Annotated in this window: 15 protein-coding genes; 6 read left to right on the top strand and 9 right to left on the bottom strand. The window is 73.0% G+C overall.

The window, feature by feature from the left end; translation table 11 throughout:
- Positions 1 to 939, bottom strand: coding sequence for an FAD-dependent oxidoreductase (locus ACWD1Z_RS05175; protein WP_451115665.1), 939 nt, complete (start codon positions 937 to 939; stop codon positions 1 to 3).
- A gap of 66 nt (positions 940 to 1,005) precedes the next feature.
- On the opposite strand from ACWD1Z_RS05175, the gene ACWD1Z_RS05170 reads away from it, so the two are divergent.
- A complete protein-coding gene (locus tag ACWD1Z_RS05170) occupies positions 1,006 to 2,028 on the top strand; it encodes an oxidoreductase (RefSeq protein ID WP_451115663.1) in 1,023 nt (340 codons plus the stop codon).
- A 49-nt stretch (positions 2,029 to 2,077) separates the two neighbouring features.
- Positions 2,078 to 3,718 carry an ABC-F family ATP-binding cassette domain-containing protein gene (locus ACWD1Z_RS05165; protein ID WP_451115661.1) on the top strand — a complete coding sequence of 547 codons (1,641 nt, stop codon included), beginning with the start codon at positions 2,078 to 2,080 and terminating at the stop codon, positions 3,716 to 3,718.
- On the opposite strand, the gene ACWD1Z_RS05160 is transcribed toward ACWD1Z_RS05165, so the two are convergent.
- The 4 genes from ACWD1Z_RS05160 to ACWD1Z_RS05145 form a co-directional block, all read right to left on the bottom strand.
- The gene (locus tag ACWD1Z_RS05160) at positions 3,715 to 4,902 is read right to left on the bottom strand and encodes a serine hydrolase domain-containing protein (protein ID WP_451115659.1); all 1,188 of its coding nucleotides are present in this window, start codon (positions 4,900 to 4,902) and stop codon (positions 3,715 to 3,717) included. The genes ACWD1Z_RS05165 and ACWD1Z_RS05160 overlap by 4 nt on opposite strands.
- A gap of 127 nt (positions 4,903 to 5,029) precedes the next feature.
- Positions 5,030 to 7,420 carry a Tex family protein gene (locus ACWD1Z_RS05155; protein ID WP_451115657.1) on the bottom strand — a complete coding sequence of 797 codons (2,391 nt, stop codon included), beginning with the start codon at positions 7,418 to 7,420 and terminating at the stop codon, positions 5,030 to 5,032.
- An 82-nt stretch (positions 7,421 to 7,502) separates the two neighbouring features.
- The gene (locus ACWD1Z_RS05150; RefSeq protein ID WP_256959483.1) at positions 7,503 to 7,634 is read right to left on the bottom strand and encodes an LPFR motif small protein; all 132 of its coding nucleotides are present in this window, start codon (positions 7,632 to 7,634) and stop codon (positions 7,503 to 7,505) included.
- An 80-nt stretch (positions 7,635 to 7,714) separates the two neighbouring features.
- The gene (locus tag ACWD1Z_RS05145) at positions 7,715 to 8,584 is read right to left on the bottom strand and encodes an SCO6745 family protein (RefSeq protein ID WP_451115656.1); all 870 of its coding nucleotides are present in this window, start codon (positions 8,582 to 8,584) and stop codon (positions 7,715 to 7,717) included.
- Positions 8,585 to 8,699: 115 nt separating this feature from the next.
- Between ACWD1Z_RS05145 and ACWD1Z_RS05140 the strand changes: the two genes are divergently transcribed.
- A complete protein-coding gene (locus ACWD1Z_RS05140) occupies positions 8,700 to 9,659 on the top strand; it encodes a GlxA family transcriptional regulator (protein WP_451115654.1) in 960 nt (319 codons plus the stop codon).
- Positions 9,660 to 9,678: 19 nt separating this feature from the next.
- Positions 9,679 to 10,314, top strand: a complete 636-nt coding sequence (locus tag ACWD1Z_RS05135) for a DJ-1/PfpI family protein (RefSeq protein WP_451115652.1) — start codon at positions 9,679 to 9,681, stop codon at positions 10,312 to 10,314.
- Here the strand turns inward: ACWD1Z_RS05135 and ACWD1Z_RS05130 are convergent.
- The gene (locus ACWD1Z_RS05130) at positions 10,301 to 11,056 is read right to left on the bottom strand and encodes an enoyl-CoA hydratase/isomerase family protein (protein ID WP_451115651.1); all 756 of its coding nucleotides are present in this window, start codon (positions 11,054 to 11,056) and stop codon (positions 10,301 to 10,303) included. The genes ACWD1Z_RS05135 and ACWD1Z_RS05130 overlap by 14 nt on opposite strands.
- 113 nt (positions 11,057 to 11,169) lie before the next feature.
- Here ACWD1Z_RS05130 and ACWD1Z_RS05125 point away from each other — a divergent pair, with 113 nt between their 5' ends.
- Both ACWD1Z_RS05125 and ACWD1Z_RS05120 read left to right on the top strand, forming a co-directional pair.
- Positions 11,170 to 11,820: an HdeD family acid-resistance protein gene (locus ACWD1Z_RS05125; RefSeq protein ID WP_451115649.1), complete on the top strand. Its 651-nt coding sequence runs from the start codon at positions 11,170 to 11,172 to the stop codon at positions 11,818 to 11,820.
- A 175-nt stretch (positions 11,821 to 11,995) separates the two neighbouring features.
- Complete coding sequence (locus ACWD1Z_RS05120; protein ID WP_451116324.1) at positions 11,996 to 12,472, top strand: ATP-binding protein; 477 nt, start codon at positions 11,996 to 11,998, stop codon at positions 12,470 to 12,472.
- A 1-nt stretch (position 12,473) separates the two neighbouring features.
- Here the strand turns inward: ACWD1Z_RS05120 and idi are convergent, their stop codons facing one another.
- The 3 genes from idi to galE all read right to left on the bottom strand — a co-directional run bounded on the left by idi (position 12,474) and on the right by galE (position 15,269).
- On the bottom strand, positions 12,474 to 13,067 hold the full coding sequence (idi, locus tag ACWD1Z_RS05115) for an isopentenyl-diphosphate Delta-isomerase (RefSeq protein WP_451115647.1): 594 nt from the start codon (positions 13,065 to 13,067) through the stop codon (positions 12,474 to 12,476).
- Between the two features lie 163 nt (positions 13,068 to 13,230).
- Positions 13,231 to 14,169: a cation diffusion facilitator family transporter gene (locus ACWD1Z_RS05110; RefSeq protein ID WP_451115646.1), complete on the bottom strand. Its 939-nt coding sequence runs from the start codon at positions 14,167 to 14,169 to the stop codon at positions 13,231 to 13,233.
- Between the two features lie 134 nt (positions 14,170 to 14,303).
- On the bottom strand, positions 14,304 to 15,269 hold the full coding sequence (gene galE / locus ACWD1Z_RS05105) for a UDP-glucose 4-epimerase GalE (protein WP_451115645.1): 966 nt from the start codon (positions 15,267 to 15,269) through the stop codon (positions 14,304 to 14,306).
- Positions 15,270 to 15,401: the final 132 nt, after the last annotated feature.

The raw sequence follows: 15,401 nt of genomic DNA, 5'->3' as shown, positions 1-15,401 counted from the left end.
TCAGCGGGAGGCGAGGGCGGCCGCCTCCTCCGCGCAGCCCCAGGCCACCGTCACTCCGGCGCCGCCATGGCCGTAGTTGTGCACCAGGGCCCGTCCGTCCGGCAGGAGTTCGCGTTCCAGCCGGACCGCGTCCCGCACCGGCCGCAGCCCCACCCGGTGGTCCAGCACCCGCGCCCCGGCGATCTCCGGCCTGAGCTCGGCACACCGCGCCACGATCGCCTCGGCCACCTTCGCGTCCGGCTCCAGCGACCAGGCGCCCTCCTCCGCCGTGCCGCCCAGCAGCAGCCGGCCGGGCTGCGGAAAGAAGTACGCCATCTCGCCGGAGGGGTCGGTGGAGGTGACCCAGGTGTCGATCCCCGGGTTCTGAACGACCACCAACTGCCCCCGCACCGGCCGCACGGACGGATCGGGCACCAGTTCCCGCGCCCCGAGCCCCGTGCAGTTGACCACGACCGGCGCCTGCGCCTCCGCGAGCGCGGACACCTCCCGCGCCTCGATCTCCCCGCCCGCGCCGAGGAACCGTTCCCGCAGCCACGGCAGATGAGTCGACATGTCGATGAGCGGCAGCCGGGCCGACAGCCCCGCGCCGTCCGGCGCGGCCCGCAGCCCCGGCACCCGCCGGGCCGCCCAGGCGTCCGCCCCGTCCAGCTCCCCTTCGCCCAGTACCCCTTCGACCATGCGTACGCCGGTGGCCTCGGGACGCCGGGCCAGCTCCTCGTACACGTCGAAGGACCGCAGCGCCCACCGCCGCGCCAGGGCCAGCGGTTCGATCCGGTACGGCCACCACAGCGCGCCCGCGACCGCCGAGGTGGTCCGCTCCACGGGGTCCCGCGTCCACACCCGCACCCGGCGCCCGCCCTCGGCCAGGACCACGGCCGTGGTCAGTCCGATGACCCCGCCGCCGACCACGATGACTTCGCCGCTCCGCCGCTTCTCCACCCCGGGACGGTAGCGGAATGTGCCATGCCGTGCTCACATCACCCCCGCGCTGGGGATACTCACAGCATGTCTGCCGAGTACGCGACCTTCGACCTGGCACCGGCGATGCGTGCCGGTGGAGTCCTCGCCAACGGTGACTACCAAGTCCACCGGGACTTCGTGGACTTCATCGTCGAGGGCCGCCCGCTGCTGTTCCAGCTCTCCGACCTCGACGCCGTCTCCCCGCTCGCCTCCGACGTACCGCCCGCGATCTTCACCGCCCAGGTCCAGAGCCTCCTGCTGGAGGCGGACCCACCGCTGCCGGACGGCCGGTACGTCATCTACGGCTGCCCCGAGTGCGAGAGCCTGGCGTGCGGCGCGGTCACCGCCGCCATCGACCGGTCCGGCGACGACTTCATCTGGCGGGACTTCGCCTGGCAGACCGACGAGCGCGCCGATCTGGAGCGCAACGGCTACCACGGCATAGGGCCCTTCCGCTTCCGGGGCGCCGAGTACCGGGCGGCCCTGGCCGCCCTCCTCGCGGCGGCCCCCGCCGGTTCCCGCCGCCGCGTCCTGCTGATCGGCGCCCGGGTCGCCCTGCTGGCCAAGCTCGCCGCCGCCCTGCGCACCATCGGCATCGGCGCCGACATCACCCGCGACGCCGACGGCGTGCCCCCCGACGAACTGCGCGGCTACGGCGCCGTCGCCTTCGGCCGCGCGGTCACCGAGCAGGAACGTGCCGCCGTACGCCGGGTCTTCGACCGCGCCGGGATCGAGGTGGCCTACGTCCACGGCCTCGCCCCGATCGTCCCGTTGCTGGTCGCCCAGATAGAGAACGCCCTGGACCGCAGCCCGGTGCGGCAGCGCCGGCTGACCCGCCTGGTCGCGGTGGACGGCGAGGCCGGGGTGGAGGTCACCTCACCGTGCCGGGTCCGGCTGACCGCGTACCGCCGGGACCGCCTCTACCGCACCCACGCCCACGAGGTCTTCGACGGCGTCCTGGAGGCCGGCCGCCACCGCATCGCCCTGGACGCCAAGGCGGTCAAGGGGGAGTCCTACGTGGTGGCGCGCAGCTCGGGGAGCGTGCTGGTGGAGGCCATGGCCCGGTGAGACGAGGGGCATGAAGCCACCCGGCTGCGCCCCTTAGGATCGAGGCCTGATGACTGCCACCCTCGTCGTGAAGAACCTCGCCGCCGGCCACGGCGACCGCGCCCCGTTCAGCGGGCTCGACCTCGTCGTCGCGCCCGGAGACGTGATCGGTCTGGTCGGCGCCAACGGTGCCGGGAAGTCCACCCTGCTCAGGATGCTCGCCGGGCTGCTCGCACCGGAGGAGGGTGAGCTGCGTCTCTCCCCGCCGACCGCGACCGTCGGCCACCTCCCGCAGGAGCCGGAGCGGCGGCCCGGCGAGACCGTCCGCGCGTTCCTGGCCCGGCGCACCGGCGTCGCCGAGGCCCAGCGCGCCATGGACGAGTCCACCCAGGCCCTGGTGGACGGGGCGCCGGGCGCGGACGACGCGTATGCGACCAGCCTGGAGCGCTGGCTGGACCTGGGCGGCGCCGATCTCGACGAGCGGGCCGAGGAGGTCGCCGGCTCCCTGGGCCTGGCCGTCGACCTGGACCAGCCGATGACGTCGCTGTCGGGCGGCCAGGCGGCGCGGGCCGGGCTCGCCTCCCTGCTGCTGTCCCGCTACGACGTCTTCCTCCTCGACGAGCCCACCAACGACCTCGACCTCGACGGCCTGGAGCGCCTGGAACGCTTCGTCAGCGGCCTGCGCGCGGGCACCGTCGTCGTCAGCCACGACCGGGAGTTCCTCACCCGCACGGTCACCAAGCTCCTCGAACTCGACCTCGCCCAGCAGCAGATCAACCTCTACGGCGGCGGCTACGCGGCCTACCTCGAGGAGCGCGAGGTCGCCCGCCGCCACGCCCGCGAGGACTTCGAGGAGTACGCCGACAAGCGGGCCTCTCTCCAGGACCGCGCCCAGATGCAGCGCTCCTGGATGGACAAGGGCGTGAAGAACGCCCGCCGCAAGGCGGGCAACGACAACGACAAGATCGGCCGCAAGTTCCGCAGCGAGGCCAGCGAGAAACAGGCCGCCAAGGCCCGCCAGACCCAGCGCATGATCGAACGCCTCGACGTCGTCGAGGAGCCGCGCAAGGAGTGGGACCTGCGCATGGAGATCGCCTCGGCCCCGCGCTCGGGCGCGGTGGTGGCGACCCTGCGCGAGGCGGAGGTCACCCGTGGCGGCTTCACCCTCGGCCCGGTCACCCTGCAGATCGACTGGGCGGACCGGGTGGCGGTCACCGGCGCCAACGGCGCGGGCAAGTCGACCCTGCTGGGCGCCCTGCTCGGCCGTGTCCCCCTGACCGCGGGACAGGCGGCGCTCGGCTCGGGCGTGCTGATCGGCGAGGTCGACCAGGCCCGCAAGCTGTTCCACGGCCAGGAGGCGCTGCTGGACGCCTTCGCCGCGGCCGTCCCGGACACCGAACCGGCCGAAGTGCGCACCCTGCTCGCCAAGTTCGGCCTGAAAGCCGACCACGTCCTGCGCCCGGCGGCCACGCTCTCACCCGGCGAACGCACCCGGGCCGCCCTGGCCCTGCTGCAGGGCCGGGGCGTCAACCTCCTCGTCCTCGACGAGCCGACCAACCACCTCGACCTCCCGGCCATCGAGCAGCTGGAGTCGGCACTCGACGCCTACGAGGGCACCCTGCTCCTGGTGACCCACGACCGGCGCATGCTGGACGCGGTCCACGTCACCCGGCGCCTGGAGGTCGCCGACGGCAAGGTGACCGAGCGCTAGCCCTTGCCCTTGCCCTTCAGCAGCGCGCAGACGAAGTTCTCCTGGACGGCGCGGAGTGTGCGCAGCAGATCCGGCTTGAGGGTCTGGTTGATCTGCGTGGTCGTGGAGAACGTCAGGGACTTGCGCCCGTCCGGGGTGGCCGCGAACAGCTGGGTGTAGCCGGGCGTGTTGCCGGTGTGGCCGAGGACCACCCCGCAGCGCGTGGCGTACCGGAAGAGGGCGAGCCCCGCCTTGTTCCTTCCCGGCCCCGCGGGCTCGGACGCGCCCTCGATCCAGGCGCGCTGCTGCCGGACGACGTCCTGGCCGTAGAGCTTGCCCCCGGCGTAGCCGCGGATGAAGCGGGTCATGTCGGCGGGCGTGGAGACGATGCCGCCCGAGGCCCACACCCCGGACATGCCGATGAGTTCGCTGACGTCCTCCGGCGGCTCGGGCGGGGACACGTCGTAGCCGTGCAGGTACGGCCTCGGCATCCGGTGGTCCTGCGGCAGGCTGGTGTGGCGCAGGCCGAGCGGCCGGTACACCAGCTCGCGCAGCAGCCGTTCGTACCGTTCGCCGGTGGCCGCCTCGGCCATCAGGGCCACGGCGATGTTGTCGGAGTTGGAGTACCGGTACCGGCTGCCCGGCGGGAAGTGCAGGGGGCGGTCGGCGACGAAGTCGAGCAGCCTGCGGGAGTCGAAGCGGTGCCGGGGGTCCGCGAGCAGCGTCTCCACGAACTCGGGCGACTCGGAGTAGTCGGGCAGGCCGCTGGTGTGCTGCAGCAACTGGCGCAGGGTCACCGCGCTCCAGGCGTCCGGCAGGTGGGGCAGGCGCTCGCCCAGGGTGTCGTCCAGGCTCAGGTCGCCGAGGCGGACGAGGGACAGGGCGACCGCGCCGCTGAACGCCTTGGCCGCGCTGGCGATCCGCATGTGGTCGTGCGCCCCGGGCTTGCGCCCGGTCTCCAGGTCGGCCACCCCGGCCTTCACCACGCGGGTGTGGCGGTCGTCCTTGAGCACGGCGATGACTCCGGGCGGACCGCCGGGTCTGCGGATCAGGTCCTCCAACTGCCGCTGGAGGGCGGGGTCGTGGTCCGGCCGGGGAGGGGTGGCGGCGCCCGCCACGGCGGGGGACAGCGTGGTCAGACAGACCGCGATGAGGGGGACCGCTCCCAGCCGGGAGCGGCGCAGGACACGGCGGCGGATCGGCATGGGCACTCCCGGGAGGCGCTGGTCGGTCGCGGTCCAGCCTGCTGCGCCCCGCACCCGTGGGCCCGCCGTGTTGCTGCACACGGCCCAATGGCCCGGCCGCTCCGCGAGGGAGAGGCCGGGCCGCCGGTCAGCGCTTGCCCTTCTTCGGCTCCACCAGCCCCGCGCGCCGCAGCGCGTCGGCCATCGCACTGTTCGCCGGAGGCGGCGCCTGACGCGCGGTACCGCCACCGCCACCGCCACCCCCGCCGCGCCCCTGGCGCTGCTGCGGCGGACGCCCGCCGCGCTGCTGACGGCGCTCACCGCCACCGCTTGACTGGCCCTGGGCAGCGGCCTCGTCGTCCAGGCGCAGCGTCAGCGAGATCCGCTTGCGCGGGATGTCGACGTCGAGGACCTTCACCTTCACGATGTCACCCGGCTTGACGACGTCCCGCGGGTCCTTCACGAACGTCTTCGACATCGCGGAGACATGCACCAGGCCGTCCTGGTGGACACCGACGTCGACGAAGGCCCCGAAGGCGGCGACATTGGTGACGACGCCCTCCAGGACCATCCCGGAGGACAGGTCGGAGATCTTCTCGACGCCCTCCTTGAAGGTGGCCGTCCGGAACGCGGGCCGCGGGTCGCGCCCCGGCTTCTCCAGCTCCTTGAGGATGTCGGTCACGGTCGGCAGACCGAACGTCTCGTCCACGAACTCCTGCGGCCTGAGCGAGCGCAGCACACCGGTGTTCCCGATGAGGGACGCCACCTCCTGGCCGGAGGTCTTCACCATCCGCCGGACCACCGGGTACGCCTCGGGGTGCACGCTGGAGGCGTCCAAGGGGTCGTCGCCGCCCCGGATCCGCAGGAAGCCCGCGCACTGCTCGTAGGCCTTGGGGCCGAGCCGGGCCACCTTCTTCAGCTGGGACCGGGAGGTGAAGGGACCGTTCGCGTCGCGGTGCGCCACGATGTTCTCGGCGAGTCCGGAGGTGATGCCGGAGACCCGGGAGAGCAGCGGGGCGGACGCGGTGTTCACGTCGACGCCGACGCCGTTCACACAGTCCTCCACCACCGCGTCCAGGGAGCGCGACAGCTTCACCTCGGACAGGTCGTGCTGGTACTGCCCGACGCCGATCGACTTCGGGTCGATCTTCACCAGCTCGGCGAGGGGGTCTTGCAGGCGGCGCGCGATGGAGACGGCGCCGCGCAGCGACACGTCCATGTCGGGCAGTTCCTGCGAGGCGAACGCGGAGGCCGAGTACACGGAGGCGCCGGCCTCGGACACCATCACCTTGGTGAGCTTCAACTCGGGGTGCTTGGTGATGAGTTCACCGGCGAGCTTGTCGGTCTCGCGGGACGCGGTGCCGTTGCCGATGGCGATCAGCTCGACGGCGTGCTCCTTGGCGAGCCGGGCGAGCCGTGCGATGGCCTCGTCCCACTTGTTGGCCGGGACGTGCGGGTGGATGACGTCGGTGGCCACGACCTTGCCGGTCGCGTCGACCACGGCCACCTTCACGCCCGTACGGAACCCGGGGTCCAGGCCGAGCGTCGCGCGGGTGCCGGCCGGCGCGGCGAGCAGCAGGTCGCGCAGGTTCGCCGCGAAGACGTCGACCGCCTCGTCCTCGGCGGCCGTGCGCAGCCGCAGCCGCAGGTCGATGCCGAGGTGCACCAGCAGCCGGGTCCGCCAGGCCCAGCGGACGGTGTCCTTCAGCCACTTGTCGCCGGGCCGGCCGCGGTCGGCGATCCCGAACCTGGCGGCGACGATGCCCTCGTACGACGACGGCCCGTCCGTCGGCTCCTCCGGCTCCAGGACGAGGTCGAGGACCTCCTCCTTCTCGCCGCGCAGCATGGCCAGGACCCGGTGCGAGGGCAGCTCGGTGAACGGCTCGGCGCAGTCGAAGTAGTCGGAGAACTTGGCGCCCGCCTCCTCCTTGCCCTCGCGCACCTTGGCGACCAGCCGCCCGCGCACCCACATGCGCTCCCGCAGCTCGCCGATCAGGTCGGCGTCCTCCGAGAACCGCTCGGTGAGGATCGCCCGGGCGCCGTCGAGGGCGGCCTGCGGATCGGCCACGCCCTTGTCGGCGTCGACGAACGCGGCGGCCGCGGCCGGCGGCTCGACGGCCGGATCGCCGAGCAGCCCGTCGGCGAGCGGCTCCAGGCCCGCCTCGCGCGCGATCTGCGCCTTGGTGCGCCGCTTGGGCTTGAACGGCAGATAGATGTCCTCCAGGCGCGCCTTGGTCTCGGCGCCCAGGATCCGCGCCTCCAGCTCACCGGTGAGCTTGCCCTGCTCGCGCACGGACTCCAGGATCGCCGTCCGGCGCTCCTCCAGCTCCCGCAGGTAGCGCAGCCGCTCCTCGATCGTGCGCAGCTGCGCGTCGTCGAGCATCTCGGTCGCTTCCTTGCGGTAGCGGGCGATGAAGGGCACCGTCGAACCGCCGTCGAGCAGTTCCACGGCGGCCTTCACCTGCCGCTCCCGCACGCCGAGTTCCTCGGCGATCCTGCTTTCGATGGACCCTGCTGCCATGGACCCGGGTGTCGTCACGATCCCGTACCGCCTTCTCACTGAGGTTGCGCGGCAATTGTGGCAGGTGACACCGACAACCGGGGATGAGGGCGGGCCCGGGTCAGGCCCTGCGCCCCCGCGCGCTGCCGGACGCGCCGCCGAAGAGCCGGGCGAGCGCCCGGAAGGGCAGGGTCACGACGGTGGCGATGGCGCCACCGATCTGGCGGAGAACGTCTGCAATAGCGCGGAACACGAGCTTCCCCTTTCCTCTGCGGCCACGTCGGCCGTGGGGATCGGGTACCTCGTGCGCTCTCGATCATGCATGGTGCGCGATCACGCCTTGCCGATCAGGTCGGCCGGGAAGGCGCCCGCGGCCAGTGCGGTGCGGACGAAGCCCGAGCCCAGCTCCGTCAGCCGGGCCACGCCCTCGGCGCCCAGGTGCTCGTAGGGCGCGCGGTCCAGGCGGTCCGTCTCGCGCTCGACCCGGTCGCGCAGGGCGATGCCCTCCTCGGTCAGTTCGCCCGAGTCGTCGAGCAGGCCCCGCGCGCGCAGACGGGCGCAGGCCGCGTCCCACTCGTCCTGGTTCCAGCCGCGCGTGGCGAGCTGCCACTTCGGGGTGAAACCCCGGCCGGTCGCGGTGTGCGTCACCAGCGCCTCCAGGCCGTCGAGCTCCGCGGCCACCAGCGCCACGAGATGCCCGTCGCCCCGGTACTCGCGCAGCAGCGTGGCGGCATGGAAGTACGCCAGGTGCGGCTCCTCGGGAACCGGCAGGTCCGCGTGGGCGGCGTACAGCGGCCGGGCGTGGCGCGAGCACGCCTCGGTGGCGCGCAGCGCCAGCTCCGCCGCCTCGGCCAGCTCCGCGGAGGCGATGATCTCCGCGCCGAGCAGCCGGCGCAGCATGGCGTCGACGGCACGCGCGCGTGCGGCGAGCACCTGCTCCGGGGCGGCGGTCCGCCACACGGCGGGGACATGGCGGGCCACGGCCTCGTACTTGTAGTTGTAGAAGGTGGCCGCGACCGTGCCGGGCCCGACGGCGCCGAGGGCGGCGGACCGTACCGCGAAGTTCACGGCCTTGGGGTGGGTGATCCCCAGGGCGCCCGCTTCCTCGCCCAGCTCGGGCGCGAAGTAGTGCATGGAGTGCAGCGTGTTGAGCGCGTTGTGGCAGCGGCGGCCCGCGCGCGGGTCCAGGGCGGCTGTAGTCATGCCGGGCAGGTTACCGACCGCTTGGTATCCCAGGTCCAGGGGGTGACCGCAGGTGGCAGGAAAGGTGGGGAACTCGTCATTGCGGCCATGAGCGCCACCGCGAAGAATCGAGGGCATGGCGCAGCGAACGGTTCTCCTGGTCCTCTTCGACGGCGTGCAGAGCCTCGACGTCACCGGCCCGCTGGAGGTCTTCACGGGCGCGGAGCAGCAGGCGCCGGGCACCTACCGCATCCGTACGGCCTCCCTGGACGGCGGCCCCGTCCGCACCTCCAGCGGCCTGACCCTCGTACCGGACACCTCCCTCGCCGAGGCGCCCGGCCCGCACACCCTGCTCATCCCGGGCGGCCAGGGCACCCGCGGTCCCGACCCGCGGCTGACCGCCTGGCTGCGCGAGCACGGACCGCGCGCCGAGCGCCTCGTCTCCGTCTGCACCGGAGCGATCCTGCTCGCCGCGGCCGGCCTGCTGGACGGCCGCCGGGTGACGACCCACTGGGCGTACTGCGCCAAGCTCGCCCGTGACCACCCGGCGATCGACGTCGACCCCGATCCCATCTACGTCCGCGACGGACAGGTCGCCACCTCGGCCGGCGTCACCGCGGGCATCGACCTCGCGCTCGCCCTGGTCGAGGAGGACCTCGGCCGGGACACCGCCCTGACCATCGCCCGCTACCTGGTCGTCTTCCTGCGCCGACCGGGCAACCAGGCCCAGTTCAGCGCCCAGCTCGCCGCCCAGACCGCCCGCCGCGAACCGCTCCGGGACGTCCAGCAGTGGATCACCGAGCACCCCGCCGAGGACCTGGCAGTCGAGACGCTCGCCGCCCGCGCGGGACTCTCCCCGCGCCACTTCGCCCGGGCCTTCCGCGCCGAGACCGGCACCACCCCCGGCCGCTTCGTGGACCGGGTCCGCCTGGAACACGCCCGCCGCCTCCTGGAGGACACCGCCGCGGGCGTCGAGGAGATCAGCCGGGCCAGCGGCTACGGCACCCCCGAGGCCATGCGCCGGGCCTTCCTGAAGGCCCTCGGCACGGCCCCGGCGGAGTACCGCCGCCGCTTCCACCCCGCGCCCGTCCACTGACGCCGACGAAAGGCCCCCGATGCAGATCGCCATCGTCCTGTTCGACCGTTTCACCGCCCTCGACGCCGTGGGTCCCTACGAGACCCTCGGCCGCCTGCCGGACGCGGAGACCGTCTTCGTGGCCGAGCGGACCGGTCCCGTCCGCAGTGACACCGGGAACCTCGCGCTCACCGCCGACCGCACCCTGGCCGAGGTGCCGGGCCCGGACATCGTGGTCGTGCCGGGCGGCCCCGGCCAGACCCCGCAGATGGAGAACACCGCGTTGCTGGACTGGCTGCGCGCCGCCGACGCCACCAGCACCTGGACGACGTCCGTGTGCACCGGCTCCCTGCTGCTGGCCGCCGCGGGGCTGCTGGCGGGGCGCCGGGCGACCTCCCACTGGCTGGCCCTGGACCACCTGAAGCGGTTCGGCGCCGAGCCCACCGGCGAGCGGGTGGTCATCGACGGCAAGTACGTCACCGCCGCCGGTGTCTCCTCCGGCATCGACATGGGCCTGACGCTCCTCGGGCGCATCGCGGGGGACAAACACGCCCAGGCCGTGCAGCTGCTCACGGAGTACGACCCGCAGCCGCCCTACGACGCCGGCTCGCCCGAGAAGGCGCCCGCGCATCTGGTGGCGGAGTTCCGCGCCCAGAGCCGGTTCATCCTGACGTAGGCACGCTCCAGGTGAAGCGCGGCGGCCGGCGCTGAAGGAACGCGGCGACCCCCTCCGCGAGGTCGCCGCTGCCGCGCGCCTGCTCGCTCCAGTGGGCGTCCCGGTCCTGGCGGCCGTTCGCGAACTCCTTGGCCGCCGCCTGCGTCAGCTGCGAGCGGCTGACCAGGACCCGGGTGAACTCGGCCACCCGCTTGTCCAGTTCGCCCGCGGGCAGCACCTCGTCGACCAGCCCCGCGCGCAGCGCCCGCGCGGAGTCGATCAACTCGCCCGAGAACAGCAGGTACTTGGCGGTGGCCGGGCCGGTCAGCGCCACCAGCCGCCGGGTGGAGGAGGCCGGGTAGACGATGCCCAGCTTCGCCGGCGTCACCCCGAACAGCGCCCCCTCCTCGGCGAACCGCAGATCGCAGGCCGCCGCGAGCTGCGTGCCGCCGCCCACGCAGTGCCCGCGCACGGCGGCCAGCGTCGGCTTCGGGAACGCCCCGAGCGCGTCCTCGGCGCGCCGGGCGAGGCCCTGCGCCTCCTCGGGCGCGTGCTGGAGCGCGCCGATGTCCGCCCCCGCGCAGAACGTGCCGCCCGCCCCGGTCAGCACCAGCGCCCGCACCTGCGGATCGGCCGCCAGGGTGGCGAGCAGCGGCGGCAGCGCGGCCCACATCGCCGAGGTCATGGCGTTGCGCTTCTCGGGATGGTGGATGACGACGGTGGCGACCGAGTCGGTGACACCGTGCAGCAGCTGGGGCTCCATGCGCCGGATGCTATCCGCCCCACCGGACGGCCGATCAGGAAGGGCGACGCGGAACGTTACGGCACGGGGTGCGAAGGGGACTCGAAGGCTGCACAACGACGGAGGAGGCGCCGATGAGCGAGTCCACCCAGGAGCTGCGCCGCGGTTTCGGCCGGCTCACCGTGCTCGGCGTGATCCTCGTCGTAGCCGGTCTGGTCGGCCTGGTCTACACGGCCGCCGCCACGCTGACCTCGATGCTGCTGTTCGGCTGGCTGCTGCTGATCGGCGGCGCCGTCGGCCTGCTGCACGCCATCCAGGCGCGCGGCTCCAACTTCTTCTGGCTCGGTGTGGTGGTCGCGGCGCTGAACATCGCGGCCGGTGTCGTGATCATCACCAAACCGGAGGCGGCGGCCGAGGCGCTGACCATGTTCGCCGCGCTGCTGTTCCTCACCGGCGGGGTGTTCCGGCTGGTGGGCAGCGCGGTGGTGCGCGGACCGCAGTTCGGCTGGACGCTGATCCAGGGCGCCTTCGACCTGCTGCTGGGCATTCTGGTGCTGGCCTCCTGGCCGAGCAGCAGCAAGTACGTCATCGGTACCTTCTTCTCGCTCGCCCTGCTCTTCGACGGGCTCGGGCTCATCGCCACGGGCTACGGCGGCCGGCGCGTGATGGGGATGGTCTCCGACGCGATGGACAGCGAGGCCAAGGAGCCCGGCACCCCCGCGCCCGGCACCCCCGCCCCGGACGCCCCCGCGCCCGGCGCCACCAAACCCGTACAACCCGAATAGTTCGTCATGTCGGCACAGGTGGGACAGGACCGGTCCCGCACCTGACCACGTCATGCGTCATCGATCAGAAAGCGCTCGAAAAGCGCTGACTTGTGTTCAGTTCCCTGGACCGGAGCGGCTCGGAACCAACACTCGACTCGTGGTGACAATCGAGCGCAAGGGTGGCGACCGGACGATGGAGAACCATGGGCGCGGGCCGGCCCCACGCCCAACAGAGGACCCACTGCCCTACGAGGGTGTGTGGCGGTTCACCGCCTCGGCCGTCGACGCTTCCGTCCCGCAGGCGCGGCACGCCGTACGGGATCTGCTGTACCGCCAGGGGGTGCCGCTGACGGACGACCAGGTGCACGCCCTGCTGCTGATCGTCTCGGAGCTGGTCACCAACGCCGTCCGGCACGCGGCGCTGCTGTCCCCGGTGCTCGCCGTGGAGGTCGCCGTCGGCGCGGAGTGGGTGCGGGTGGCCGTGGAGGACAACCACCCCTACCGCCCGACCGCCCTGGAGGCCGACCACGGCCAGACCGGCGGGCGCGGGCTGCTGCTGGTGCGGGAGATCACCCAGGAGGCGGGCGGCGTCTGCGACGTCGAGCACACCGCGAGCGGCGGCAAGGTGATCTGGGCCGCCCTGCCGCTCAGACCCGCGCGCGTGCCGTAGCTCACCAGCCGGCGGACGGGCCCGTCAGTTCGCGGACCGCGGGACGGGCCGCGTCCAGCACGGTCATGAACCAGGCCGAGAAGGCGTTCTCGGCGTGCCGCTCCGCCAGCTCGGCGGGGGTCACGAAGGCGGTGTCCCCGACCTCCTCCGGGTCGGGGCGCGGCGGGGACTGCACCATGCCCACGAAGAGGTGGTTGTACTCCTGCTCCACCAGGCCCGAGTCCGGGTCGGGGTGGTTGTAGCGGACCGTGCCCGCCTCCGCCATCAGCGACGGCGACACCCCCAGCTCCTCGTACGTCCGCCGGGCCGCGGCCGCGAAGGGCGCCTCGCCGGGGTAGGGGTGGCCGCAGCAGGTGTTGGACCACACACCGGGGGAGTGGTACTTGCCCAGCGCCCGCCGCTGAAGCAGCAGCCGGCCCCGCTCGTCGAAGAGGAACACGGAGAAGGCGCGGTGCAGCCGTCCCGGGGGCTGGTGGGCGGCGAGCTTCTCCGCGGTGCCGATCGTCACACCGTTCTCGTCGACCAGTTCGAGCAGGATCTCGGCTGCGGTGCCGTTCGGCGAGGCGTGCGTCGCGGCGGCAGGTGTGATCGGCATACCCATCCTTCACATCGGTTGTGCGCCCCAAGTGTGCCGCACGAATCCGGCACTCCCGGCAGTTGGTGCCCGGCGCGGCGAACGCGGAACCCTGCCGCCGCCCGGCGGTGGGAGTGCGGACGCCGCCGCGCGCCGGACCGCCGCGGTGCGCCGCGCGCCGGATTCAGTGGCAGAGCCGCGCCTCGTGCTCGGCGTGCCCGCTGGGCTCCAGCTGGAAGGTGCAGTGCTCGACGTCGAAGTGGTCGCCCAGGCAGCCCTGGAGCTCGTGGAGCATCTTCTCGTGCCCGATCGCGCTGAGCGCCTCGGGGCTGACGACCACGTGCGCGGAGAGCACCGGCATGCCCGAGGTGATGGTCCAGGCGTGCAGGTCGTGCACGTCCTCGACCCCGTCGAGAGCCAGTATGTGGGCCCGTACCTCCATCATGTCGACGCCCCTGGGTGCCGCCTCCAGCAGGATCTCCAGGGTCTCGCGCAGCAGCTTCACGGTCCGCGGCACGATCATCAGGCCGATGACGAGCGAGGCGATGGGGTCCGCCGCCTGCCAGCCCGTCGTCAGGATCACCACCGCGGAGATCAGCACCGCCAGCGAGCCCAGCGCGTCGGCGGCCACCTCCAGGAACGCCCCGCGGACGTTCAGGCTCTCCTTCTGGCCGCGCATCAGCAGCGTGAGCGAGATCATGTTCGCGACCAGGCCGATCGCACCGAACACGATGGTCAGCCCGCCCTCGGTCCCGGCCGGCGTGATGAACCGCTGGATCGCCTCGTAGAGGACGTACCCGCCGACGCCGAGCAGCAGCAGACAGTTGGCGAGCGCGGCGAGGATCTCCGCGCGGGCGTAGCCGAAGGTGCGGTTGCCGGTCGCCGGACGGCTCGCGAAGTGGATCGCCAGCAGCGCCATGGCGAGCCCCACGGCGTCGGTCGCCATGTGCGCGGCGTCCGCGACGAGGGCGAGCGAGTCGGCGAGCACGCCGCCGACGATCTCCACCACCATCACGGTGAGCGTGATCGACAGCGCGATGCGCAGCCTGCCGCGGTACGCCGCGGTCGCCGTACCGCCGGCGTGGCCGCCGTGCGCGTGCCCGTGATCGTGCCCAGCCCCCATGAAGAGCCGCCTCCTGTCATCGCTTCCGGATCACAGTGAACTACGGGTGGGGGGTATCGGGCAACGCGGCACTGAACACCGTTGTCATATGCTCTGACCTGCGGAAACGATCCGCAGGTCAGAGCGCTGGGCGATCAGGTGCCGTGGTGCAGCAGCCATCCGCGCCAGGCGGAGCCGACCATCTCGCGCACCGAGCGGCGGGCCGTCCAGCCGAGTTCCTCGGCGGCCAGCGCGGCCGAGGCGACCGCCCGCGGCGCGTCCCCGGGGCGGCGGTCCTCGACGACGGGCGGCCGGGCGTCGCCGGTGACCTCGCCGATGACGTCGATCAGCTCGCGCACCGAGACGCCCTCGCCGCGGCCGATGTTGACCGTGAGGTCGCCGCTCAGGTCGGCCAGCCGCCGGGCGGCGGCGAGATGGGCCTCGGCGAGGTCGGCGACATGGATGTAGTCGCGGACGCAGGTGCCGTCCGGCGTCGGGTAGTCGTCGCCGAAGATCCGGGGAGCCTCGTCGCGGGTGAGCCGGTCGAAGACCATGGGCACGATGTTGAAGACACCGGTGTCGGCGAGCTCGGGCGCGGCGGCGCCGGCCACGTTGAAGTAGCGCAGGCAGACGGTGGAGATCCCGTGGGCCCGCCCGGCGGCCCGTACCAGCCACTCGCCGGTGAGTTTCGTCTCGCCGTACGGATTCACCGGGGCGCACGGGGTGTCCTCGGTGATGAGGTCCACATCGGGGTTGCCGTAGACGGCGGCCGACGAGGAGAAGACCAGCCGCCGGACACCGGCCTCCGCCACCGCGTCCAGGAGCGTGGCCAGACCTCCCACGTTCTCCCGGTAGTAGCGGGTGGGCTGGGCCACGGACTCGCCGACCTGCTTGCGCGCCGCGAGATGCACCACACCCGTCACCGCGTGCTCCGCCAGCACCCGCTTGAGCAGATCGCCGTCGAGGGAGGAGCCCTGGATCAGCGGCACTCCGGCCGGCAGCCGCGCGGGCACCCCGGCCGAGAGGTCGTCCAGCGCCAGCACGCGCTCCCCGGCCTCGGTCATCGCCCGCGCCACGTGGGCCCCGATGTACCCCGCCCCGCCTGTGATCAGCCATGTCATGGTCGTCCACCCTATGCTCAGCCCCCGCGACCATAGAAAATGCGGCAAATGTCCGCTCTGGCAGCGCAGTTTGTAGGCCAGGCCCCGTTTCCCCGATGATGATCGCGGCAACGGCGTGGGCGAACCGCGTCG

It is taken from the genome of Streptomyces sp. NPDC002784, from assembly GCF_053592135.1.
This window is presented reverse-complemented; position numbering and strand designations above follow the sequence as displayed.